The sequence below is a fragment of the Stenotrophomonas sp. K-6 genome (genome assembly GCF_056861555.1).
Map to the genome: position 1 here is coordinate 182,059 of NZ_JBSPUC010000003.1, position 24,368 is coordinate 206,426.

Below are 24,368 nucleotides of genomic sequence, written 5' to 3' on the forward strand. Positions count from 1 at the left end.
TGCTGCCGATGCAACCGCAAACCAAGCTGCCCAAGGTGGGCACCACCATCTTCACCGTGATGTCCCAGCTCGCCGCCGAACACGGGGCGGTCAACCTTGGCCAGGGGTTCCCGGATTTCTCCGCACCGCAGCGGCTGATCGATGAAACCATCGCCGCGATGCAGGGTGGGCTCAACCAGTACCCGCCGATGACCGGCGTGGCACCGCTGCGCCAGGCCATCGCGCAGAAGTCGCTGGAGCTGTACGGCGCCCAGGTGGATCCGGACACCGAGATCACGGTCACCAGCGGCGCTACCGAGGCGATCTTCAACGCCATCCACGCGGTGGTGCGCCCAGGCGAGGAAGTGATCGTGCTCGACCCGGCCTACGACTGCTACGAACCGGCGATCGATCTGGCCGGTGCGCGTGCCGTGCACGTGCCGCTGGACCCGCAGACCTTCGCGGTCGACTGGGACCGCGTGCGTGCCGCGATCACCCCGCGCACCCGCCTGCTGATGGTCAACACGCCGCACAACCCGTCCGGCGCGATGCTGACCGCCGAGGACATGCAGGCCTTGGCCGATGTGTTGCGGGGCACCGACATTTACCTGATTTCCGATGAGGTGTACGAGCACATCATTTACGACGGCCGCCGCCACGAATCCTCGTTGCGTCATCCGGAACTGCGCGAGCGCGCGTTCGTCATTTCCAGCTTCGGCAAGACCTACCACTGCACCGGCTGGAAGATTGGCTATGCGATCGCGCCGCCAGCGATGACCGCAGAGTTCCGCAAGGTGCACCAGTACAACACCTTCACCAGCTTCGGCCCGGCCCAATACGGTTTTGCGGCGATGATCCGCGACGAGCCCGAGCACCATCTGGAACTGGGTGCTTTCTACCAGGCCAAGCGCGACCGCTTCCGCGAGCAGCTGCTGACCACGCGCCTGACACCGCTGCCCGTACCGGGTGGTTACTTCCAGCTGGTGGATTACTCGGCCGTCAGCGATCTGCCGGACCACGAATTCGTGAAATGGCTGACGATCGAGAAGGGCGTGGCGGCGATCCCGCTGTCGCCGTTCTATGAGACCGCCCCGGCCGGCCAGCGCCTGGTCCGCCTGTGCTTTGCCAAGAACGACGCCACGATGGACGCGGCGATCGAACGCCTGCGGGCACTGTGATGAGTGCTGTGACCGAGCTGCAGGATCTGCGCGTTTCCCTGATCCAGGGTGACACCCGCTGGCACGACCCGGCGGGCAATCGCGCGCATTACGGTGCGCTGCTGGCGCCGCTGGCCGGGCAGACCGACCTGGTGATCCTGCCGGAAACCTTCACCAGTGGCTTCTCCAACGATGCCATCGACAAGGCAGAGGGCATGGACGGCCCCACTGTCGCCTGGATCCGCGAGCAGGCCGTGCGGCTGGGCGCGGCGGTCACCGGCAGCGTGCAGCTGCGGGTGGGCGAGGGCGTCTATAACCGCTTGCTGTGGGCCACACCGGAGGGCGAGCTTCAGTACTACGACAAGCGCCACCTGTTCCGTTACGGCGGTGAGCACGAACGCTATGCCGCCGGCAGCGAGCGTCTGTGCGTGGAATGGAAGGGCTGGCGGATCAATCCGCAGGTCTGCTACGACCTGCGTTTCCCGGTGTTCTGCCGCAACCGGTATAACGTGGAGCGCGCCGACCAGCTGGATTTCGATCTGCAGATCTTCGTGGCCAACTGGCCGTCGGCACGCGCCTATGCGTGGAAGACGCTGCTGCGTGCGCGTGCGATCGAGAACCTCTGCTATGTGGCGGCGGTGAACCGCATCGGTGTGGACGGCAACGCGCTGCATTACGCCGGCGACAGTGCGGTGATCGATTTCCTGGGTCAGCCGCAGGTGGAAGTACGCGAACGCGAGCAGGTGGTGACCACCACCATCTCGGCGGCGGCACTGGCCGCGCACCGCGCGCGCTTCCCGGCCATGCTCGACGCGGACAGCTTCACCCTGCAGGAACGCAGCTGACGGCTGAACGGATGCCGGATGCGCGCGATACGCATCATCCGCGCCACACGCGTGCGCTGCTAGATTCGGCTCGTTACCCCTTCAGTACGAGCGGACCCGCATGAAGAAGTTCTCCCTGGCATTGATCGCATTGGCCGGCATCTCGGCCGTGCCGGCCGCGCAGGCGGCCGGCAATATTGATTGCGAGCTGCACTACAACCTGGCCGGCTGGTCGGTGCTGTACAAGACCGCCTCGGGCACGGGTACGATCCAGTGCGACAACGGCGCGCGCATCCCGGTCAAGATCACCGCCAAGGGCGGCGGCCTCACCGTTGGCAAGTCCAAGATCGTCGATGGCAAGGGCAAGTTCTCCGGCGCCTATTCGGTGAACGATCTGCTCGGCTCCTACGCGGCCGTTGAAGCGCACGCCGGCGCGGACAAATCCAGCAACGCACAGGTGATGACCAAGGGCGATATCTCGCTTGCCTTGGCTGGTACCGGCAAGGGCTGGGATCTGGGCGTGGGCGTGGGGCGGTTCACCATCGAGCGCCGTTGAGGGCTAGGGCCACGCCCTGCGTGGCTGCACCACCGCCTTCGGCATGATACGCAGCCACCCATGGGGTGGCTCTGCACGACCGGGTTGATCGCCGCCCGCGTGGACCCAAAAAAAAACCCCGGCCGAAGCCGGGGTTTTTTGATCTCAGCGTATCAGTGATCAGCCACCGCGCGGGCCGCCACCACGGTGACCACCGCCGCCTGGACCACGGCTGCCACCCGGGCGACCGCCCGGACCACCGGGACCACGACCGCCGGGGCCACCCGGGCCACGATTGCCGCCCGGGCCACCGGCACCGCGATGGCCACCGGGACCGCCAGGGCCGCGCGCGTTGGCGCCACCCGGACCACGGGCACCGGGGCCACCGGGACCGCGATTGCCGCCCGGACCACCCGGACCGCGGTTACCCGCCGGACGCGCGCTGCCGTACGGGCTGGCGCCCGGATTGGCGTGATCGGACGGGAAGCTCGGGGCATTGCCCGGATGGCCGTACGGATGGCGGGACGGACCCTGGCCCCCCTGGGCACCGCGGTTGCCACCGCCGCCCGGACCGGCCGGACGGCCCTGGCCGCCGTAGCCGCCACGGCTTTCGCCACCGCCGGCATAACCGCCACGACCTTCAGCGCCGCCGCCGTAGCTGCCGCGACCCGGGCCGCCTGCGCCACCCGGGCCCTTCGGCTTGCCGTACGGGCGACCCTGACCGCCGGCACCTGCGCCGGCACCCGGACCCCGTGCGCCCGGACCACGGGCTGCGCCCGGGCCGGCATTGCGGTGGCCGCTCGGACCGGTGCTCACACCGTCCGGCACATACCAGCTGCGAAACGCGGCCGGGTTGCCTTCGGGAAGTGCCCGGTTGCCCTTGTCCGGGCGGGCCTTGAACGGACGCTGCGACTGCTTGGCGGCCGCTTCGCCGCTGACCGTCAGGCCACCCTTGAAGCCGCCACCCTTGCCACCGCGGCCACGGCCGCGCTCTTCGCGCACGTTGTCGAAACGGCGCAGTTCGCGGCCTTCATCGGCCGAGTTGTGGCCGTTCACGTAGGCATTGCCACGACCGCCCTCGCGCGAGACGCGCACGGTGGTCTTGGCGGCGCGGCGCTGGCCGATCACCGGCTGCAGGGTCAGTGCCGACGGGGCGCCTTCTTCCAGCTTCAGTTCGGCGCGCAGCGCTTCAACCTGCTTGGCCGGCAGCTCGACCGACTGGCCGCGCAGCAGTTCGCGCGGCAGGCTGACCTTGCCGTAGCGGGTGCGCTTGAGGCGGCTGACCTGGCAGCCCTGCGATTCCCACAGGCGGCGCACTTCGCGGTTGCGGCCTTCCTTGACGACCACGCGGAACCAGTCGTGCGAATCGGTGCCGCCGATGCGTTCGATCTCGTCGAACTTGGCCGGGCCGTCTTCCAGCGCGACGCCACGGGCGAGGCGGTCAACGATGTTGTCCGGCACCTTCTCTTCGCCTTCCGGGGCGCGCACGCGCACCACGTACTCGCGCTCGACCTCGTAGGAGGGGTGCATCATCGCGTTGGCCAGCTCACCATCGGTGGTCGCCAGCAGCAGGCCGGTGGTGTTGATGTCCAGGCGGCCGATCGCGATCCAGCGCGCGCCCTTGAGGGCAGGCAGCGCTTCGAACACGGTCGGGCGACCTTCGGGATCTTCGCGCGTGGTCACTTCGCCTTCGGGCTTGTTGTAGGCCAGCACGCGGGACGTTTCGGTCAGCGCGGTGGCGACGAAGCCACGGCCGTCCAGCTCGACTTTGTCGCCGCTCTTGATCGACTGGCCGGTCTGCGCGACCTCACCGTTGACCTTGACCAGGCCATCGGCGATGCGCTGTTCCAGCGCGCGGCGCGAACCCAGGCCGGCCTGGGCCAGCACTTTGTGCAGACGCTCTTCGAGCTTGGGCTGTTCGGAGGCGGTTTCGCGCTTGAGCGAAAGCTTGTTCAACGACGGCTTGCGGGGGGTGTCACTCATTTACTTGGCTCCGGCCGGCAACGGGTGCGTCGGCCTCTGGTTCGGGATCGGCTTCGTCAACAGCCACGGTCGTCTTCGCGACGGCGTTGTTTCCGGTTTCGTTCTGGGGCGCCGCGCGCTCTCCCGGCGCGGTATCGGGTTCGCCATCGCTGGCGGTCGTATCCGCGTCGTCGTCGGCGAGCGACAACGGCGCATGGGATGGGGTATCGAAGGTCTCCGCGTCGGCGGAGGCCCCACTATTGTCCGGATCGGCTGGCGGCTCCGCCAGTCGGGCCGAGGCCAGCGCCACGCGGGCTGCCAACCGGGCGGCGGCAGGGTCCACCGGCTCGCCCGGATCCGCGGGCTCGGGCGGCGGGGTGGTGTCGTCGTTGGCGGCGTCACTGTCCAGCTCGGCATCCGGTGTCGCAGCGCCCGCGGCCAGGCGTCCGGCCGGTTGGCCTTCGCTGTCCAGCGGCAGCTGCGGCTCCAGCTCACCCAGGTCGCGCAGCTCGGACAGCGGCGGCAGCTCGTCCAGGCGCTTGAGCCCGAAGTAATCCAGGAAGCCCTTGGTGGTGCCGAACAGCGCCGGCTTGCCGGGCACGTCGCGGTGGCCGATCACGCGGATCCATTCGCGTTCTTCCAGGGCCTGGATGATGTTGCTGCTGACCGCCACGCCCCGGACCTGTTCGATCTCGCCGCGGGTGATCGGCTGGCGGTAGGCGATCAGGGCCAGGGTTTCCAGCGTGGCGCGGGTATAGCGCGTCTTGCGCTCGGTCCACAGCCGGGTGATGTAGCCGTGCACTTCATTGGTGACCTGGAAGCGGAAGCCGGAGGCCACCTCGACCAGTTCGACGCCACGGTCCTGGCAGCCCTCGCGCAGCAGCTCCAGCGCGCGTTCGATGCTGCCCGGCGGTGCCGGTTCCTCTTCCGGGAACAGGCCCTGCAGCTGCGCCAGGGTCAGCGGCTGGCTTGAGGCCAGCAGCGCCCCTTCGACAATACGGTTGATCAGTGCTTGATCCATGCGTGGGTCGGGTGCTCAGTCGGATTCGTTGGCGGCGTCGGCGTCGTCGAACTCGCTGTTGAACTGCAGCGGTTCGTTGGTGTTGCCGGCGGCCAGGGACTTGACGTAGATCGGCGCCAGCGGAGCTTCCTGGACGATGTCCAGCAGCTGTTCCTTGGCCAGTTCCAGCAGGGCCAAGAAGGTGACCAGCACCCCCAGCTTGCCTTCTTCGGCCGTGAACAGCGTTTCAAACCGGTAGAACCTGCCGTCTTCCAGACGGCCCAGCACGTCGCCCATCCGTTGGCGCACGCTCAGCGCCTCACGTTTGATTGCGTGGCCGGTGAACAACTCGGCGCGCTTGAGCACGTCGTGCAGTGCCATCAGCATTTCCTTCAGATCCACCGGCGGCGGCAGTTTGACGGCCGCGCGATCGGGAACGAAGGCATGTGCCAGGCTGGTGTCGCGATCCTGGCGGGGCAGGGCGTCGATATCTTCGGCGGCCTGCTTGAAACGTTCGTACTCCTGCAGCCGGCGCACCAGCTCCGCACGCGGGTCGGCTTCCTCGCCTTCCACGCTGGGCGGTCGCGGCAGCAGCATCCGTGATTTCACTTCGGCCAGGATCGCCGCCATCACCAGGTATTCGGCCGCCAGTTCGAAGCGCAGCTCCTGCATGACGTTGATGTATTCCACGTACTGGCGGGTGATCTCGGCGACCGGGATATCCAGGATGTCCAGGTTCTGCCGGCGGATCAGGTACAGCAGCAGATCCAGCGGACCCTCGAAGGCATCCAGGATGACTTCCAGCGCGTCCGGCGGAATGTACAGGTCCTGCGGAATCTGCAGGACCGGTTGTCCATGCACCACGGCCAGCGGCATTTCCTGCTGCTGTGGGGCGGGCACTCGGGTTGGCGGGTTCGCGTCGAGCGCGAGTTCGGCAGTCATCAAATAGACGTCAGTATTGCAACGGACCGGTCGCCGCACCATGCGAGCGTCCGGAACAGGGCCGGGCGGCAGGATGGCAAGCCATGACACGCCTGGGTCGGCGCGATTCCACACTTCAAACAGCAAGGCGCGCCGCGACGGGCAGCGACAGAACTACGGGGAGGTCGTCTACGTGTGCTGGTGTGGGGCAGTGGATCGGTCGTCGGCTGGCGGTGGAGCCGGTTGCCGACGGGGCGCTGCGTCCAGCCACGTGCAATGGAGCTAAGACTACGGGGTTGCCGCGCCAGTGTCCAGCCAGCCCCGCTAGAATGCCCGGGATTGATTCAACAAGACCTCGGAGTTGCCCGTGTGGTATGTGATTGAAGGCTATGACGGCACGGATGTGCTGGCCGCCCGTCTGGCGTCGCGCCCGGCCCATCTGGCCCGGCTGCAGGCGCTGCAGGACGAAGGTCGGCTGCTGCTGGCCGGCCCGTGCCCGGCCATCGACAGCGAAGACCCCGGCCCGGCCGGCTTCAGCGGCAGCGTGGTGATCGCTGCGTTCGATTCGCTCACCCACGCCCAGGACTGGGCCGCCGCCGATCCTTATGTAGAGGCGGGCGTCTACGTGCGCGTCCAGGTGCGTCCGTTCCGCAAGGTCCTGCCATGAACCGGGTCGAGCGCATCCGCCAGGCCCTGCAGCAGGCGCTGGATCCGGAGCTGCTGGAGGTCAAGGACGACAGTCATCGGCATGCCGGCCACGAGGGCGCGCGCGATGGCCGGGGGCACTTCAAGGTGCACGTGGTCAGCGCAGCATTCGAAGGAAAGCTCCCGTTGGCGCGCCATCGGGCCGTCTATGCGGCCTTGGGCACGATGATGGAGACCGATATCCACGCATTGTCCATTCGTGCCGAGACACCGGTCAAAAACCGCTGAAACCCTTGTCCCGCCTTGTCCTGGTCAGTCCCCCGAGCGGCAGCCATGGACAGCTTTTGGTTACCGCCGTACGACATGAGGCTAACGTAGTGTTTACATCCGGGTTTGAAAACGCTTACATTCCGCGCCAAGCCCAGATCTCTAAGCCGTGGAGGGCGGCGAAGTGAACAAGGCAGCGATCACTATCAAAGATGTCGCCCGTGAAGCCCGTGTCTCTGTTGCCACGGTCTCGCGCGCACTCAATGGCCATGAAAATGTTGCCGAGCCCGTGCGCAAGCTGGTGCTGGAGGTGGCGGCGCGTCTGCGCTACACCCCGCACGCAGCGGCCCGGAGCCTGAGCAGCCGGCGGACCAACACCATTGGCGTGGTGTTGCCCGATCTCTATGGCGAATTCTTCTCCGAACTGATGCGCGGCATCGATGGGGTGGCCCGCGAGCGTCGCCAGCATCTGCTCGTGTCCAGTTATCACGGTGACCAGGAGCAGCAGGGCGCGGCCCTGCGTGCCATGCGCGGTCGTGTCGATGGGTTGCTGGTGCTTTCGCCGTATGCCGAGAGCCCGGGCTTCCTGACCGACAACCTGCCGCAATCGTTGCCGACGGTGCTGATCAATACCTATCTGCCCGAGCAGGATCATCCGGTGCTGAGCATCGATGACCATGCCGGTGCGATGACCATGACCCGCCACCTGCTGGACGTCGGGCATCGGCGCATCGCTTTCATTTCCGGTCCGGACCTCAACTACGACGCCCGTGAGCGCCTGCGCGGTTTCCGCGATGCGCTGGCGGCCTTTGGCGATGCTGCCGAAGGAATCGAGTTGCCCGGTGACTTTGACGAAGCTTCCGGCCATCGCGCCGGACAGGAGTTGCTGGCAGCCGGCACGCTGCCCGATGCGGTGTTCGCCGCCAACGACATGATGGCGCTGGGGTGTCTGTATGCGTTCGCGCAGGCAGGGATCCGGGTGCCGCTCGATGTCGCGTTGGCGGGTTTCGATGACATTCCGCTGGCACGTTTCGTTCACCCATCGTTGACAACGATGCAGGTGAGTATCGCCGACCTCGGCGATAAGGCCGCAACGCGCCTGTTGCAGTTGATGGATGGCAACAACACAGAAGGGGCTGGCGACAAGCAGACGCTCGTGCCGACCCTGATCGTGCGTGATTCGAGCAAAGCCAGACCCGAGCAGTAGGTCACGACCGTTGGTCGTGACGCCCTAAAAAAACGCACCACATAAAACGACAGGGGCCGCAAAGACGGCCACCACCACCCGGAGAGTTACATGACGTATTCCAATCACCGCAATCGCGCGCCCGCACGCAGCCTGTTGGCCAGCGCGCTGGTCACCTGCCTGATGCTGGGCGCCGCCCCGAGCGTCATGGCGCAGTCGGCCACCTCGTCGCTGCGCGGCCAGGTCGCTGATACCGCCGCCGGCACCGAGGTCACCGCGACCAACGTCGCCAGCGGTACCGTGCGCCGCGCCACCACCCGTGCCGATGGCAGCTACTCGCTGATGGGCCTGGATCCGGGCACCTACGATGTCGTGGCCAATGGCCAGACCCAGAAGGTGACCGTCACCGTGGCCTCGGCCGCGACCCTGAACTTCAGCGGCGCGCCGGCCAACGGCGGCACCGCCAACGCCACCAACCTGGACACGGTCAACGTCATTGCGCCGACCCTGCTGCAGGAAGTGCGTACCTCCGAAGTGGGCAAGACCGTCAGCCTGCAGCAGATCCAGACCACCCCGCAGGTGTCGCGCAACTTCCTGGAGTTCGCCGACGCGGTGCCGGGCCTGATCTTCACCCGTGATGCCAAGGGCAACACCTCGCTGCGTGGCGGTGCCACCAACTCCGATGGCACCAACGTCTACATCGACGGCGTGGGCCAGAAGAGCTACGTCAAGGGCGGCGGCGTGGCCGGCCAGTCCGGCAGCGCCGGCAACCCGTTCCCGCAGCTGGCGATTGGCGAATACAAGGTCATCAGCGGCAACTACAAGGCCGAGTACGGCCAGGTGTCGAGCGCGGCCGTGACCGCGGCCACCAAGTCCGGTACCAACGAGTTCAAGGGTGAAACCTTCTACCGTTATACCAACGAAGACATGCGCGCCAAGACCCCGGCCGAGCGTCAGGCTGGCCAGACCAAAGAGGCATCGGCCGAGAAGGAATACGGGTTTGCATTGGGTGGTCCGATCATCCAGGACAAGGCCCACTTCTTCGTGACCTATGAAGCCAAGCGCTTCGACCTGCCGGTCACCATCGCGCCTGACGGCGCGGTCGGCCCTGCTGCCGCGCTGCTGCCGCCGGAAGGCGCCGCCGGCCTCGGTCCGGCCAGCCAGCCGTTCCAGCAGGATCTGATCTTCGCCAAGGTCGACTTCGAGCCGACCGACAACGATCGCATCGAGCTGACCTTCCAGGACCGCGATGAAACCCAGTCGCAGTTCAGCGGCCAGACCGCGCCGGAAGCCGGTCGTGAAGTGGTCAACACCGACCGTCGTTACGCCCTGCGCTGGAACCACAGCGGCGAGCGTTACTACAACGAACTGATGGTCACCCACGAAGATTCGTTCAACAACCCGACCCCGCTGACCCTGGCCAACGGCATCACCTACACCGCACCGGACGGCACCGAAGACCGCACCGTGGTGAAGATCGGTGGCGCATCGGCACTGGATTCGCAGGTGAAGGGCCAGAAGGGCTGGTCGATCGAAGACAACCTGACCCTGGATGGCATCCAGTGGGCCGGCGATCACACCATCAAGATGGGCGCCAAGTACAAGCAGATCGACCTGTACGCATCCGATGCGGCGCAGATCAATCCGACCTTCACCTACAGCCTGGGCGATCCGGACTTCCCGGATTCCATCCCGTACAAGGCGCAGTTCGTCAAGCCGGTGACCGGCGTGTCGGGCGTGTCGGGCGAAGTGCGTTCGAAGTCCAAGCAGATCGGCCTGTTCATCCAGGACGACTGGCAGGTCAACGACCATCTGCAGCTGAACCTCGGCCTGCGTTGGGACTACGAAAAGACCCCGTCCTACCTGGACTTCGTGACCCCGCAGCAGGTGGTCGACGCGATCTACTCGCAGGATCCGCGTGCGGCCGCTGGCCAGACCTACGCCGATTCGCTGGCGCTGGGTGGCCTGAACATCGGCGATTACATCAGCACTGGCCGCAACCGCAAGGCGTTCAAGGATGCCTGGCAGCCGCGCCTGGGCTTCTCGTATGACATCAACGCCGACGAGCAGCACGTGTTCCATGGTGGTGCCGGCCGTTCGTACGACCGCGACCTGTTCGACAACCTGCAGCTCGAAACCACCAAGCTGGCCCTGCCGCAGCCGACCATCTATTTCCGCAATCCGTCGACCGGTACCTGCATCAACGGTCAGGCCGCCTGCTATGACTGGAACCCGAACCTGCTCAACGGGATCGGCAACCTGCAGACCCTGGTCGGCTCGACCAGCAATGCCGGTCTGGAAGTCGATCTGCTGAACAACAACCTCAAAGTGCCGTACTCGGATCAGTTCAGCTTCGGCATGAGCAACCAGGTCGGTGAGTGGCTGACCGATGCCACCATTTCCCGCACCCTGAGCTACGACGGCTTCGCCTTCACCCTGGGCAACCGTTACCCGACCGGCCAGTTCTTCGATGACCCGCGCCTGTGCGGTGGCACCGACCCGGGCCTGAGCCAGGCCTGGAGCTGCAACGTGCCGGGCTTCGGCAGCCTGATCATCGGCCAGCAGGGTATCAAGACCCGTGCGACCCAGGTCCTGCTGTCGGCGCAGAAGCCGTTCACCCAGGAAAGCGGCTGGGGCACCTCGGTGGCCTACACCTGGACCACCGCGCGCCACAACCGCGACATCAACGAGAAGTACGCGTTCGACCGCGGCCTGATCGAGGACTACCCGACCATCCGTTCCAACGGCGCGCCGCGCCACCGCCTGGTGGTCACCGGTTCGTACGCGGGCTTCTGGGGCATCACCTTCGGTGGCAAGGTCACCCTGGCCACCCCGACCGCCGTCAACGACTGGTACCCGGTGCCGCAGGCCAGTGGCTACGACCTGCCGACCCCGCAGGCGGCGGTGCCCAATGCCAATGGCAAGTTCCTGCTGGGTGGCAAGATCTTCGGCTACCGTTCGGTCGATCTGCAGGCGACGAAGACGTTCAAGATGGCCGGCGATACCGAGCTGTACGCGCGTCTGGACATCATCAACGTCTTCAACTTCGACAACTTCGCCACGTACAACTACGTCAAGAGCAACGGCAAGCTGCAGGCCAGCTACAACGAGACCGGCGATATCGTCGGTACGCCGCGCCAGGTGAAGGCCGAAGTCGGCTTCCGCTTCTGATGCAGCACACGGCCCCGTCTTCGGACGGGGCCGGTTTCATGGCAATGGCTGGCCTTCGGGCCAGTCCATTGTCCAGGCCGGTGCCACGGAGGGTGGCAGCGGCCTGGGCAATGACCCGCTCGCGAAGGCCACGCATGCGTGGTTTTTTAAAGCAGCGCTCTGTAAACGATTTCAGGTCATTGGACGTTATGCTTCCCAGTCACGAACAACGAACAAGGAGTTGGCCCATGCAGGCACGCCACCTGTTGACCGCTGCAGCGATCGCTGTCGCCGCCGTTGCCTGCCAGCCGCAGGCGCAACAGGACCCCGCCAAGCCAAAGCCCCCGGTGATCCTGGTCGAGGCGGATGTGCCGCCGCGGCCGATGAAGCCGGAGCTGCCGCCGCTGTTCGATGACATCGAGCGCCGTACCTTCCAGTTCTTCTGGGATACCACCAACGAGGTCAACGGGCTGAGCCCGGACCGTTTCCCGTCCCGTCCATTCGCCAGCATCGCCTCGGTCGGCTACGCGCTGACCGCCTATCCGATCGGCATCGAGAACGGCTGGGTCAGCCGCACCCAGGCGGTGGACCGTACGCTGCTCACGCTGAAGTTCTTCCGCGATCTGCCGATGGGTCCGCAGCGCACCGGCAAGGGCGGCTACAAGGGCTTTTACTACCACTTCCTGGACATGCAGGAAGGGCGCCGCTACGACAGCTGGGTCGAGCTTTCCAGCGTGGATACCGCGCTGTTGATGATGGGCGTGCTGTTCGCGCAGTCCTACTACGACGGTGACGACGCGCGCGAAAAAGAGATCCGCGAGATCGCCGATACGCTCTACAAGCGCGTGGACTGGCCGTGGCTGCAGCAGCGCGCACCGCTGATCTCGATGGGCTGGTTCCCGGAAAGCGGCTTCATCGATCACGACTGGATGGGCTACAACGAGGCAATGATGGTCTACATCCTCGCGCTCGGTTCGCCGACCCACCCGGTCAGCCCGGATGCGTGGACGGTGTGGACGCGCACCTACGACAACGACTGGGGCGTCTACCAGGGCCAGGAATACCTGTCCTTCGGCCCGCTGTTCGGCCACCAGTACACCCATGTGTGGGTCGATTTCCGCGACATCCAGGATGCCTACATGCGCGAGCGGGGCAGCACCTACTTCCTCAACAGCCGTTCGGCGGCGTTGGCGCAGCGCGAATACGCGATCGACAACCCGATGAAGTGGAAGGATTACAGCCAGAACGTGTGGGGCCTGACCGCCAGCGACGGCCCGCAGAACACCACGCAGGAATACCGCGGCGAGCAGCGCCAGTTCCGCCATTACTCTTCGCGCGGCGCCGGCCTGCGCGAGAACTTCGATGACGGCACCATCGCGCCGACCGCGGCGATCTCCTCGATCGTGTTCGCCCCGGAAGAGGTGATCCCGGCCGCGCTGGAGATGCACAAGCGCTACGGCGATTACATCTATTCCAGCTACGGCTTCCTGGATTCGTTCAATCCCAGCTTCAACTACGACATCCCGATCAAGACCGGGCGGATGGTGCCCGATCGTGGCTGGGTGGCCAGTGACTACATCGGCATCGACCAGGGCCCGATCCTGACGATGATCGCCAACTACCGGAACGATTTCGTCTGGGACGTGATGAAGAAGAACCCGCATATCCGCAAGGGCCTGGAGCGCGCCGGCTTCACCGGCGGCTGGCTGACCCCGGAAGGCGAGGATCAGCCGATGGAACTGCAGAAAGACGAGAAAGCCGCGACGGCCCGTTCGGTCGGCATCGCCGAATCGCGCGCGGCGGCCGCGCAGGAACAGAAGAACAATTCCAATTCGAACCGCAACCAGCAGCAGGGGAAGTAAGCAGTGCCATTGTCGTCGCGCCCGAAGCTGGGGCTGAGTCTGTTGCTGCTGATTGCCGGCAGCCTGTTGTTGAGTGCCTGCCGCAAGGAGCCCGAGGGGGTGACCGTGCGGTTCTGGGCGATGGGCCGTGAGGCCGAAGTCGTCACCGGCCTAGTGCGTGAATTCGAAGCGGAGAATCCGGGCATCCACGTGGATGTGCAGAACATCCCGTGGACGGCCGCGCATGAAAAACTGCTGACCGCTTTCGCCGCTGAAGGGCTGCCGGACGTGTGCCAGCTGGGCAACACGTGGATCCCCGAGTTCGCCGAACTCAACACCCTGACCCCGCTGCAGCCCTACGTTGCGCAGTCCAAGGTGGTGGACCCGGCCGATTATTTCCAGGGCATCTGGGATACCAACGTCATCCACGACGAACTGGTCGGGGTGCCGTGGTACGTGGATACGCGCCTGCTGTATTACCGCAAGGACATGCTCGCCAAGGCCGGCTACGACCACCCGCCCCGCACCTGGGACGAGTGGAACGAGATGATGGCGGCGATCAAGATGATGCAGGGCGCCAACCGCTACGCGGTGCTGATGCCGATCAATGAATTCGAGCAGCAGCTGTCCTTCGCGCTGCAGCAGCCCGATCCGCTGCTGCGCGAAGAAGACACCCGTGGCAACTTCAGCAGTCCGGGCTTCCGCAAGACGCTGGGCTTCTACGAGAACATGTTCGCGCAGGGCTGGGCCCCGCGCATGTCCGAGACGCAGATCTCCAACGTCTGGGACGAGTTCTTCCGCGGCTTCAACGTGTTCTACGTGTCCGGCCCCTGGAACATCCGCGAGTTCAAGAAGCTGCAGCCGAAGGAACTGGAAGGGCAGTGGGGCACCGCCGCACTGCCGGGTCCGGATGGCCCGGGTGCGGGCATCGCCGGCGGGACCAGCCTGGTGATCTTCCGTGATTCGAAGCAGAAAGAAGCCTCGTGGAAGCTGATCGAATTCCTGTCGCGTCCGGCGATCCAGGAGCGCTTCCATTCCATCATCGGCGACCTGCCGCCGCGCCGCAGCACCTGGGAATATCCCTCGCTGGCCAACGACCCATTGGCGCAGCCGTTCCGCGACCAGCTCGAGCGGGTCAAGCCGACCCCGAAGGTGCTGGAGTGGGAGCGGATCGCCCAGGAAATGCGGATCACCACCGAACAGGTGGTGCGTGGTGGCCTAGACCAGGATCAAGCAGTGAAAGAGCTGGACGAACGCGTGGACAAGGTCCTCGCCAAACGCCGCTGGATGCATGAGCAGCACCGGCAGGAATCCTCCGGGGCGAGCGACCCGGCGCACTCCAGTGCCGTGGCCACGGAGGCGGCACCATGAAGCAGCGTTCGCTTGCCGGCTGGATGTTCGCCGGTCCGGCCATCCTGGTCATCGCGGTGTTCTTCGGCCTGCCGGTGTTCTCGGCGCTGGCGCTGAGCATCACCGATTTCGACCTGTACGCACTGGCCGACGGTGACAACCTGCGCTTCGTCGGCCTGGGCAATTACATCGATCTGCTGCAGACCCCGATGTTCTGGAAGTCGCTGTGGAACACCACGTACTTCGTGATCGTCGGCGTGCCGCTGTCGATCGCGGTATCGCTGAGTGCGGCGATCCTACTCAACGCCCCGGCCGCGCGCTTCAAGGCGCTGTTCCGTACCGCGCTGTTCGCCCCGGTGGTGACCACTCTGGTGGCGGTGGCGGTGATCTGGCGTTACCTGTTCCACACCAGCTACGGCCTGGTGAACTACGGCTTGGGCCATCTGGGCATCAGCCCGATCGACTGGCTGGGCGACCCGAACTGGGCGATGCCGACCATCATGCTGTTCGCGGTGTGGAAGAACTTCGGCTACAACATGGTGATCTTCCTGGCCGGCCTGCAGGCGATCCCGCATGACCTGTATGAGGCCGCCCGCATCGATGGCGCGTCGCGCTGGAAGCAGTTCCTGCACATCACCCTGCCGATGCTCGGCCCGGTGCTGCTGGTGGTGGGCGTGATTACCGTGTCCGGCTACTTCCAGCTGTTTGCAGAGCCTTACGTGATGACGCGTGGCGACCCACTGCAGAGCACCGTCAGCGTGCTGTACTTCATGTTTGAAGAGGGCTTCAAGTGGTGGAACCTGGGTCGCGCCTCCGCGGTGGCGTTCCTGCTGTTCCTGATCATCCTGGGCGTGACCAGCATCATGCTGCGTTTCGGCCGCAAGAGGCAGTTGGTATGAGTCGTGAAATCGGTCAATCCCGCTGGCATGCCTGGTGGGTCAATGGCGGCCTGCTGGTGCTGGCGGTCCTGAGCCTGGCGCCGCTGTTGTGGATGGTGTCGGTGTCGTTCATGCCGACCGGCGAGGCGGCGCATTTCCCACCGCCGCTGCTGCCGTCCTCGCTGACCACCGCGAACTACCATGAGTTGTTCGCGCGCACCGGCATGGCCAACAACTTCGTCAACAGCCTGATGGTGTCGCTGGCGATCACCTTCGGTTCGCTGCTGCTCAACACGATGGCCGGCTACGCCTTCGCCAAGCTCCGATTCGCTGGGCGCGAGCGCATCTTCCAGCTGCTGCTGGCCGCGCTGGTGATCCCCGCGCAGGTGGCGATGCTGCCGCTGTTCCTGCTGATGAAGCAGCTGGGCCTGGTCAACAACTTCGGTGGCGTGATCGTGCCGGCGCTGGCCACCGTGTTCGGCATCTTCCTGGTCCGCCAGTACGCCCGTTCGATCCCGGACGAGCTGCTGGAAGCGGCCCGCATCGACGGGGCAGGGGAGCTGCGGATCTTCTTCCAGATCGTGCTGCCGATGCTCAAGCCGGTGCTGGTGACCCTGTCGATCTTCACCTTCATGGCCGCCTGGAACGATTTCATGTGGCCCTTGATCGTGTTGACCGACCAGGAGCACTACACTCTCCCGGTGGCCCTGGCCACGCTCTCGCGCGAGCACATCATGGACGTTGAAATGATGATGGCCGGCGCGGTGGTCACGGTGGTTCCCGTGCTGCTGCTGTTCCTGGCATTGCAGCGTTATTACATCCAAGGTCTGTTGCTGGGGAGTGTCAAAGGGTGAAGCATGCCGTCGTCGCGGTGGGTCTGGGTCTGGTCTGGTCACTGGCGGCCTCAGCCGCACCGCCGGCGACGCCGGTGTTGCCCGCGCCCAAGGTGCTGGACAGCTTCGATGACATGACCCCGTGGAAGCTGGTCGTCTCCGACCAGGTCAGCGGCTCGCTGCGCAGCGTGGCCGGTAGTGGCGGTGGCCGCGCGCTGTGCGTGGACTACGACTTCCACAACGTGTCCGGCTATGTCGGCATCCGGCGCGAGCTCGGCATCCAGTACCCGGAGAACTACCAGTTCGGCTTCCAGCTGCGCGGCGACTCGCCGGCCAACGACCTGCAGTTCAAGCTCATCGATGCCAGCGGCGACAACGTGTGGTGGGTCAACCGCCCCGGCTATGCCTTCCCTAAAACCTGGACGCCGGTGCAATACCGCAAGCGCCAGATCGACAAGGCCTGGGGCCCGGAGACGGACAAGACGCTCAAGCGCAGCGCGGCGGTGGAGTTCACGATCTACAGCAAGGTCGGCGGCAAGGGCACGGTCTGTTTCGACCGGCTGACGCTGCAGGGCCTGCCCGCCGCTGACACCTCTTCGCTGAGCCCGTCGGTGATCGCCGATACCGCCACCGCGCTGCAGAACCGCATCGTCGATGGCAAACCGGATACGGTCTGGATCAGTGGCGGCGTGGCCGAGCAGACCATCAGCCTGGACCTGCACAAGGTGCGTGAGTTTGGCGGGGCAGTGATCGAATGGCTGCCTGGGCTGGAGGCCACGCGCTATGAGGTGCGCTCTTCGGCTGATGGGCGCACCTGGACGACGTTGCGCGACGTGACTGCCGGTGGTGGTGCCCGCGACTGGCTGGCCCTGCCCGATACCGAAGCGCGCTATCTGCGCTTCGACCTCAAGGGCGGCCCGAGCTGGCGCTACGGTATCCGTGACATCACGCTCAAGCCGCTCGAGTTCGCCGCGACCCCGAATGACTTCGTCCGTTCGGTCGGTGCCGACCTGCCGCGCGGCTCGGTGCCGCGTGGTTTCACCGGCGAGCAGCCGTACTGGACACTGCTCGGACTGGATGGCGGCCGTGAGCAGGCCCTGATCGGTGAGGATGGCGCGCTGGAAGTGGCCAAATCGAGCTTCAGCGTGGAGCCGTTCGTGCTGGTCGACAACAAGCTGCTGAGCTGGGCCGACGTCAAAACCAGCCAATCGCTGCAGGACGATTACCTGCCGATCGCCAACGTCGGCTGGACCCACGACAAGGCGGGCCTGCAGGTGACCGGCTTCGTGCAGGGCACGCCGGACAACGCGCAGCTGGTCGGTCGTTACACCCTGCGCAACCCGGACAAGGTCGCCCACGAGTACACCCTGGCCCTGGCCGTGCGCCCATGGCAGGTGAATCCGCCGACCCAGTTCCTCAATACCGTCGGCGGCGTGAGCCGGATCGATAACCTGTCGGTTGACCCCACCCACGTCGACGTCAACGGCACGCCTCGCCTGTACCCCGCGCAGGCGCCGGATGCGGCGTTTGCCACGGCGTTCGACAGCAAGCTGGATGTGGTCCACCTGGCCAGCGGCAAGCTGCCGGGCACCACCGAAGTGAAGGACAGTACCGGGCTGGCCTCCGGTGCACTTCTGTACCGCTGGAAGCTGGAGCCGGGCCAGAGCCGCGAGGTGGCCATCGTGCTGCCGCAGACCGGCACCTGGACCATGCCCAAGGCCTTCGATGCGGCCAAGGCGCAACAGCAGGTCGCCTCGATGTGGCGCACCAAGCTGGACCAGGTGACGCTGCAGGTGCCTGCGGCTGGCAAGCCCCTGGCCGATACGCTGCGCACCGCGCTGGCGCACATGCTGATCTCGCGCATCGGCCCCAGCCTGCAGCCGGGCACGCGTTCGTATTCGCGCAGCTGGATCCGGGATGGCGCAATGATTTCCGAAGGGCTGCTGCGCATGGGCCGCAGCGATGCGGTGCGTCAGTACGTGAACTGGTATGCGCCCTACCAGTTCGACAACGGCAAGGTGCCGTGCTGCGTGGATTCGCGTGGCAGCGACCCGGTGCCGGAGAACGACAGCCACGGCGAACTGATCTTCAACATTGCCGAGTACTGGCGCTACACCGGTGACACCACCTTCCTGGAGGTGATGTGGCCGCACGTGCAGGGCGCCTACCAGTACATGGAGCAGCTGCGCCTGAGCGAGCGCACCGAAGAGAACCGCGCGCGCAACCCCGCCTTCTACGGAATGATGCCGGTCTCGATCAGCCACGAGGGCTATTCGGCCAAGCCGATGCATTCGTACTGGGACAATTTCTGGGCGCTGCGTGGCTACAAGGACGCGGCGATCATCGCCAGCACGCTCGGCAAGGCAGAAGCGATGCAGATCAGCGAGTCGCGCGATCAGTTCCGCGATGACCTGCAGGCATCGTTGCTGGCCGCGACCGCGCAGCACAAGATCGACTACCTGCCTGGTTCGGCCGAGCTGGGTGATTTCGACGCCACCTCGACCACCATCGCACTGGCGCCGGCCGGTGAGCAGGGCCGCCTGCCGCAGCCGTACTTGAACAACACCTTCGAGCGCTACTGGAGCGAGTTCGAAGCGCGCCGCGACGGCAAGCGCGAGTGGAAGGACTACACCCCGTACGAGTGGCGCAACGTGGCTGCGTTCGTCCGGCTGGGCTGGCGTGACCGCGCCTGGCAGGCAACCGAGTTCTTCTTCAAGGACCGCGCACCGCAGCCTTGGAACCAGTGGGCTGAAGTCGTTTCGCGCACGCCGCGCAAACCGTTCTTCCTGGGTGACCTGCCGCACGCGTGGGTAGCCTCGGATTTCGTCCGTTCGGCGTTGGACATGTTCGCCTACAGCCGCGACATCGACGACAGCCTGGTGCTGGCTGCCGGCGTGCCCTCGCGCTGGCTGGAAGGCAAGGGCGTCGGCGTGCAGGGCCTGCGCACCCCGAACGGGCAGCTCAACTACGCGCTGATCCGCAACGACAAGCAGCTCACCCTCACTGTGTCGGCCGGTTTGATTCCGCCGGCGGGCGGCGTGGTGTTGCCGTGGCCGTACAGCGGCGAGCCGGGCGCCACCACCGTCAATGGTGAGCCGGCGGAATGGGTGGGCGGCGAGCTGCGCGTGATGCAGGTGCCGGCCAAGGTCGAGATCGAGATTCCGGCGTCGGTACGCCGGGCCGAACGCAAGGCGCCTTGATGCGGCAGATGACGAAGATGATGCGCGGCCTGCTGGTCGCGGCGCTGGCATTGGCGCCGCTGGTAGCGCTCGCGCAGAACGCCGGGGCGGGGCAGGAGATGACCATGGTCACCTTCAACCTGCACCATGACCGCGAAGACTGGCCGGCCCGACGCAAGGTGATCCTGCGCGAGCTGCAGGCACTCAAGCCCGACGCGATCGCCCTGCAGGAGGTGATCCAGAAGCCCCACGTGCGCAACCAGGCCGCCTGGCTGGCGCGCAAGCTGGGCTACGACTATCAGTTCGTGTCCACCGATCCGCCGGGGCGTTTCAAGCGCTATGGCAATGCGTTGCTGACCCGTCGGCCGGTGCTGTCGCGCAACGACCACCTGCTGGCGCCGCTGGGCGACTACCGCACCGTGGCGCATCTGCGCATCGATGTGGACGGTCGCCCGGTCAATGTGTATGCCACGCACTTGAACGAACGTTCGGACGAGGTGGGCAGCCGCATCCGTGGAGAACAGGTGGCGGATCTGCTGGCCTTCATCGCGCAGAGCGCAGGCGACGCGCCGGTGGTCGTGGCGGGGGACTTCAATGCACTGGTGGATGCCGGTGATCTGAGCGCGTTGCGCAACCACTATGGCGACAGCTACGGCAGCGTGCACGTCAACAACGAATTGGCGCAGGTCAGTACGTTGAACCGGCATTACTACGACGCACCTTCGCGAATCGACCATATCTTCTTCCAGCAGGATCGACTGCTTGCCCGTGAGGCGAAGATCCTGTTCGACCAGCCGTACGCCGATGGCCGCTGGGCCTCGGATCATTACGGCGTGTGGACCCGGCTGCAGTTCGCGCCGGGTACCGGAAACGCCGGCGCGACGACGCCCTGAGGTGCGCGCAGCGTCGTCGGTGACGGCGTAGCACGCAAACGGCCGCATCCACGCATGGCGTGGGTCTACCCTCGTTGCATTCGATGGCCTGTGTAGATCCACGCCATGCGTGGATTGCTCTCAGTGCCGCCCTCATGACCGCCTGACGTACGCCGCTGCCTGCGCCATCCACCCCCCCCAAACGCAGACAGCGGCCCGAAGGCCGCTGTCTGTTTGTTGCGTCACTCACTCAGGATCAGAGCGTGTCTTTCTTTTCCTGGTCGGCCTTGTCGCCTTCCTCGGCCTGCGGGGCATCGGTGGGGATGTCCTCGCGGGCTTCGGCCTGCGCGGCCTGTTCGGCGGCGTTGGTCGCGGCCGGGGTTTCGCTGGCGGCCGAACCGAACAGCTGACCGTTGTGCACGACCGGGCCGGCCGGGGCCGATTCGGTGCGGGCCTGCGGCGCTGTCGGCTGTGCCGGGGCCTGGGTCGCATCGACGGCATCCAGCATGCTGGTCTGCACCGGTGCGACGGTCGGCTCCTTCACTTCCTGCGGGGCGGTCTCAACGACGGGAGCAACCGGTGCAGCAACCGGGGCCGGGGCGGTCGCCGCCGGAGCAGCCGGTGCAACTACCGGAGCCGGAGCTACCGGAGCAGCAACCGGAGCCGGGGCGGCCGGAGCAGCGACCGGGGCCGGAGCCACCGGAGCGGCGACCGGAGCCGAAGCTGCCGGAGCCGCGACCGGGGCCGGAGCCACCGGAGCAGCAACCGGAGCAGCAACCGGAGCCGGAGCTACCGGAGCAGCAGCCGGAGCCGGGGCGGCCGGAGCCGCCGCCGGAGCCGGCTTCGGGCTTTCCACGAACGGCACCGGGTCGTTGTAGGAGGCCGGGGCCTTCTCAGCGACCGGCTCGACAGCCGGAGCAGCGGCCTTCTCAACGACCGGGGTCGGGACCTTCTCGGCCGCCGGTGCAGGCACCGGGGCCGTGGCCGGCTCGGCATGACCGGCGGTCACGACCGGGCTGCTGACCACGGCGACCGGAGCGGCGGCAGCAACTGCCGCCACCGGGGCCGGGCGCGGGGCCTGGACCGGTGCAGGGGTAGCGGCCGGCGCGTTGCTGGATTCGTCGTCGAACTCGAATTCCGGCTGCGGCTGACCATGGTTGGCGACCTGACGCTCGGCCGGGGCAGCGTTGCCGCCGTCCTGATCGCCGTCCTGGTCGTCGCCCTCGTCATCCAGACCGTTGTCATCACCGTTCAGGCCATCGCTGCCGGCAGCCTGCTCGCCATTGCCACGACGACGACGACGGCCGCCGCGACGACCGCGACGACGGCGCGAAGCGCCTTCGCCGGTACCGTCTTCAGCATTGGCCGGCGCGTCACCCTGTTCGGTGGCGTCGGTGTCGCTCCGCTGTGAATCCTCGGCCGGGGTGGCCTTGGCCGTTTCCTGGACGTGGGCGGCCGGTGCGGCGGCATCGGTGGTCACCACGGCCGCCGCGGCGATCACGGCGGCATCGGCGGCCGGTGCAGCGGGGGTCGGCTTCGATGCATCGGCCTGCGGCTGGCGCGCGGGCTTCTCGCTCATGGCTGGCTTGTCGCCGTCGTTCTGCTGCGGCTTGGCCTGGCCGTTCTGGCCCTGCTTCTGCTTCAGCTTCGGCTGCTGCTGGTCATTGCGCGATTCATTGCGTGGCTTGGCCGGCTGCTGCTCGTTGCGCGGCTTGCCCTGGCCGGGTGCCTGCACCTGTGCTGCATTGCCATTGGCCGGTGCGGCGGTGTCCTGGCGGCGCTCGTCACGACGCTCACCCTTCGGGCCGCGTTCGCCACGCTCACCGCGGTCCTTGCCACGGCCCTGCGCCTGCGCATTGCCGTTTCCACCACGCTCGCCACGCTCATCGCGGCGGCCGTTGCGGTCCTTGCCGTTGCGGTCCTTGTTGCGACCGTTGCGGTTGCCATCCTGGGCCGAGCGGTTGCTCGGCTGCGGTGCGGCGGCCGGGGCCGGTTCGCCACCGAAGATGCGCTTGAGCCAACCCACCACGCCGGTTGCCGCCGGGGCGGCAACGGGGGCGGCGACCGGGGCCGGTGCGGCTTCGGGTTCCGGCGCTTCGCGCACCGGGGCCGGCTGGCTGTGCTTGACCTGGGTCACCACCGGGGCGACCGGGATGTTCAGCTGGGCCTTGGTCAGTGCATGCACCGGCAGCTTGCGCGGGGTACCGCGCTGGTAGCTCGGCTTGCCGCTTTCTTCGCCCAGCTCGTTCTCACGCAGGCGGGTCACTTCGTAATGCGGGGTGTGCAGCTGCTCGTCGGCGACGATCACGATCGGCGCGTCATGACGCTGCTCGATCTCGCGCAGCGCGCTGCGCTTTTCGTTGAGCAGGTAATTGGCGATCTCGACCGGGGCCTGGACCAGCACCTGCCCGGTGTTCTCCTTCATCGCATGCTCTTCCGCCACGCGGATGATGGACAGCGACAGCGACTCGACGCTGCGCATCCGGCCATGGCCGTCGCAACGCGGGCAGACGATCTGGCTGGATTCGCCCAGGCTCGGGCGCAGGCGCTGGCGGCTCATTTCCATCAGGCCGAAGCGCGAGATGCGGCCCAGCTGCACGCGCGCACGGTCGTACTTGAGCGCGTTCTGCAGGCGGTTCTCGACTTCGCGCTGGTGCTTGTTGGAGGCCATGTCGATGAAATCGATGACCACCAGGCCACCCAGATCGCGCAGGCGCAGCTGGCGGGCCACTTCTTCGGCCGCTTCCAGGTTGGTCTGGAAGGCGGTGTCCTCGATGTCGCTGCCCTTGGTGGCGCGCGAGGAGTTGACGTCGATGGCGGTCAGCGCTTCGGTCTGGTCGACCACGATCGAGCCGCCCGACGGCAGGCGGACGTTGCGTTCATACGCGCCTTCGATCTGCGATTCGATCTGGAAGCGGTTGAACAGCGGGATGTCGTCCTTGTAATGCTTGAGCTTGCGCAGGGTCTGCGGCATCACCTGCTGCATGAACTCCTGGGCGGTCTCGTACAGCTCTTCGGTGTCCACCAGGATCTCGCCGACATCGGCGCGCAGGTAGTCACGCAGGGCGCGCACGATCAGGCGCGATTCCTGGTAGATCAGGAACGAGGCGGGCTTGGTCAGTGCCGCTTCGGCGATCGACTTCCAGACCTGCAGCAGGTAATCCAGATCCCACTGCAACTCTTCGGCATCGCGGCCGACGCCGGCGGTGCGGATGATCACGCCCATGTCGTCAGGGATGTTCAGCTTGTCCAGCGCTTCTTTCAGCGCGGCGCGGTCTTCGCCTTCGATGCGACGCGAGACGCCACCGGCGCTCGGCGAGTTCGGCATCAGGACCATGTAGCGGCCGGCCAGCGAGATGAACGTGGTCAGGGCAGCGCCCTTGTTGCCGCGCTCTTCCTTGTCCACCTGGACCACGACTTCCTGGCCTTCACGCAGCAGCTCGCGGATGCCGGCCTTGTTGTGGTCCACGCCTGCCTGGAAGTAATCGCGGGAGATTTCCTTCAGCGGCAGGAAGCCATGGCGCTCGCCGCCGTATTCGACGAAAGCGGCCTCCAGCGAAGGCTCAAGGCGCGTGATGCGGCCCTTGTAGATGTTCGACTTCTTCTGTTCCTTGGACGGCTGTTCGATGTCGATGTCGTACAGCGTCTGGCCATCCACGATGGCTACCCGCAGCTCTTCAGCCTGCGTGGCATTGATCAGCATTCGCTTCATTCTTGCGTTCCTCGCGCGCTGCTACCGCGCGGAACGCCATGGGGTTTCGCTTCTGGTCACGCTTCACCGCCCATCGC

Annotated in this window: 17 protein-coding genes; 13 read left to right on the plus strand and 4 right to left on the minus strand. The window is 66.2% G+C overall.

Translation table 11 applies throughout. From position 1 onward, the window contains the following. Positions 1-8: 8 nt before the first annotated feature. The 3 genes from AC13F7_RS11235 to AC13F7_RS11245 all read left to right on the plus strand — a co-directional run bounded on the left by AC13F7_RS11235 (position 9) and on the right by AC13F7_RS11245 (position 2,516). Positions 9-1,157 carry a pyridoxal phosphate-dependent aminotransferase gene (locus AC13F7_RS11235; protein WP_481469490.1) on the plus strand — a complete coding sequence of 383 codons (1,149 nt, stop codon included), beginning with the start codon at positions 9-11 and terminating at the stop codon, positions 1,155-1,157. A 17-nt stretch (positions 1,158-1,174) separates the two neighbouring features. Beyond that, complete coding sequence (locus AC13F7_RS11240) at positions 1,175-1,981, plus strand: amidohydrolase (RefSeq protein WP_481469525.1); 807 nt, start codon at positions 1,175-1,177, stop codon at positions 1,979-1,981. 100 nt (positions 1,982-2,081) lie between these two features. Continuing rightward, complete coding sequence (locus AC13F7_RS11245; RefSeq protein ID WP_483000373.1) at positions 2,082-2,516, plus strand: hypothetical protein; 435 nt, start codon at positions 2,082-2,084, stop codon at positions 2,514-2,516. Between the two features lie 159 nt (positions 2,517-2,675). Here the strand turns inward: AC13F7_RS11245 and AC13F7_RS11250 are convergent, their stop codons facing one another. Genes AC13F7_RS11250 through AC13F7_RS11260 form a run of 3 tightly spaced genes read right to left on the minus strand, consistent with a single transcriptional unit; the run spans position 2,676 to position 6,399 of the window. Beyond that, positions 2,676-4,478 (minus strand): pseudouridine synthase, encoded by a 1,803-nt coding sequence (locus AC13F7_RS11250; protein WP_483000375.1) that lies wholly within the window; start codon positions 4,476-4,478, stop codon positions 2,676-2,678. Further along, positions 4,471-5,478 carry an SMC-Scp complex subunit ScpB gene (gene scpB, locus AC13F7_RS11255; RefSeq protein ID WP_483000377.1) on the minus strand — a complete coding sequence of 336 codons (1,008 nt, stop codon included), beginning with the start codon at positions 5,476-5,478 and terminating at the stop codon, positions 4,471-4,473. Before scpB ends, AC13F7_RS11250 begins: the two co-directional genes overlap by 8 nt. A 15-nt stretch (positions 5,479-5,493) precedes the next feature. Next, positions 5,494-6,399 (minus strand): segregation and condensation protein A, encoded by a 906-nt coding sequence (locus tag AC13F7_RS11260; RefSeq protein WP_481469485.1) that lies wholly within the window; start codon positions 6,397-6,399, stop codon positions 5,494-5,496. A 346-nt stretch (positions 6,400-6,745) separates the two neighbouring features. Here AC13F7_RS11260 and AC13F7_RS11265 point away from each other — a divergent pair, with 346 nt between their 5' ends. The 10 genes from AC13F7_RS11265 (at position 6,746) to AC13F7_RS11310 (ending at position 20,600) form a co-directional block, all read left to right on the plus strand. Beyond that, the gene (locus AC13F7_RS11265) at positions 6,746-7,045 is read left to right on the plus strand and encodes a YciI family protein (RefSeq protein WP_019182875.1); all 300 of its coding nucleotides are present in this window, start codon (positions 6,746-6,748) and stop codon (positions 7,043-7,045) included. Continuing rightward, on the plus strand, positions 7,042-7,311 hold the full coding sequence (locus AC13F7_RS11270) for a BolA family protein (RefSeq protein WP_121038102.1): 270 nt from the start codon (positions 7,042-7,044) through the stop codon (positions 7,309-7,311). Before AC13F7_RS11265 ends, AC13F7_RS11270 begins: the two co-directional genes overlap by 4 nt. Positions 7,312-7,459: 148 nt before the next feature. Then, on the plus strand, positions 7,460-8,497 hold the full coding sequence (locus AC13F7_RS11275; protein WP_353086310.1) for a LacI family DNA-binding transcriptional regulator: 1,038 nt from the start codon (positions 7,460-7,462) through the stop codon (positions 8,495-8,497). 90 nt (positions 8,498-8,587) lie between these two features. Then, positions 8,588-11,647 carry a TonB-dependent receptor gene (locus AC13F7_RS11280; RefSeq protein ID WP_481469484.1) on the plus strand — a complete coding sequence of 1,020 codons (3,060 nt, stop codon included), beginning with the start codon at positions 8,588-8,590 and terminating at the stop codon, positions 11,645-11,647. Positions 11,648-11,874: 227 nt separating this feature from the next. Continuing rightward, positions 11,875-13,488: a glucoamylase family protein gene (locus tag AC13F7_RS11285; protein WP_481478410.1), complete on the plus strand. Its 1,614-nt coding sequence runs from the start codon at positions 11,875-11,877 to the stop codon at positions 13,486-13,488. Positions 13,489-13,515: 27 nt separating this feature from the next. Continuing rightward, entirely contained in the window at positions 13,516-14,838 is a 1,323-nt protein-coding gene (locus AC13F7_RS11290; RefSeq protein ID WP_483001021.1) for a sugar ABC transporter substrate-binding protein, read from the plus strand. Beyond that, on the plus strand, positions 14,835-15,716 hold the full coding sequence (locus AC13F7_RS11295; RefSeq protein WP_483000381.1) for a carbohydrate ABC transporter permease: 882 nt from the start codon (positions 14,835-14,837) through the stop codon (positions 15,714-15,716). The genes AC13F7_RS11290 and AC13F7_RS11295 overlap by 4 nt, the downstream gene beginning before the upstream one ends. Further along, positions 15,713-16,549, plus strand: coding sequence for a carbohydrate ABC transporter permease (locus tag AC13F7_RS11300; protein ID WP_346472991.1), 837 nt, complete (start codon positions 15,713-15,715; stop codon positions 16,547-16,549). Before AC13F7_RS11295 ends, AC13F7_RS11300 begins: the two co-directional genes overlap by 4 nt. Next, the gene (locus AC13F7_RS11305) at positions 16,546-19,728 is read left to right on the plus strand and encodes a discoidin domain-containing protein (protein ID WP_483000383.1); all 3,183 of its coding nucleotides are present in this window, start codon (positions 16,546-16,548) and stop codon (positions 19,726-19,728) included. The genes AC13F7_RS11300 and AC13F7_RS11305 overlap by 4 nt, the downstream gene beginning before the upstream one ends. Further along, positions 19,728-20,600: an endonuclease/exonuclease/phosphatase family protein gene (locus AC13F7_RS11310; RefSeq protein ID WP_483000385.1), complete on the plus strand. Its 873-nt coding sequence runs from the start codon at positions 19,728-19,730 to the stop codon at positions 20,598-20,600. Before AC13F7_RS11305 ends, AC13F7_RS11310 begins: the two co-directional genes overlap by 1 nt. Before the next feature lie 235 nt (positions 20,601-20,835). On the opposite strand, the gene AC13F7_RS11315 is transcribed toward AC13F7_RS11310, so the two are convergent. Next, positions 20,836-24,291 carry an Rne/Rng family ribonuclease gene (locus tag AC13F7_RS11315; protein WP_483000387.1) on the minus strand — a complete coding sequence of 1,152 codons (3,456 nt, stop codon included), beginning with the start codon at positions 24,289-24,291 and terminating at the stop codon, positions 20,836-20,838. Positions 24,292-24,368 lie beyond the last annotated feature (77 nt).